At 66.7% G+C, this 234-nt stretch carries 1 protein-coding gene; it reads right to left on the bottom strand.

The features are described 5' to 3' along the window. Positions 1-234, bottom strand: a 234-nt coding sequence (locus tag FNJ47_RS49040) for an IS66 family transposase (protein ID WP_163163862.1), incomplete at both ends; no start/stop codon positions are given.

Genomic DNA, 234 nt, shown 5'->3' with positions numbered 1-234 from the left:
GGACGGGAATGCTATGTTGCTGGCGGAAGCGGCGAATGCAGTCGGCCTGTGGTTCACCCTTCTCCGGTATTCCGTCCCGCGCCTGCCTTTCAACCCGGTAGAGCTGTTCGAAGAACCGCAGCGCCTGCTCGGGCGGACCGCCGCCCTTCTTCCTCGCCCTGAGGGCATCGACAAAGCGCCGCCGGGAGTGGGCCATGCAGCCGATGTGGGTGGCCCGTTCCAGCGTGCGCCATG

It is taken from the genome of Bradyrhizobium uaiense, assembly GCF_010811875.1.
GTDB lineage: Bacteria > Pseudomonadota > Alphaproteobacteria > Rhizobiales > Xanthobacteraceae > Bradyrhizobium > Bradyrhizobium uaiense.
Note: the sequence above shows the minus strand (reverse complement) of the source record. Positions and strands in the feature narration are given on the sequence as shown.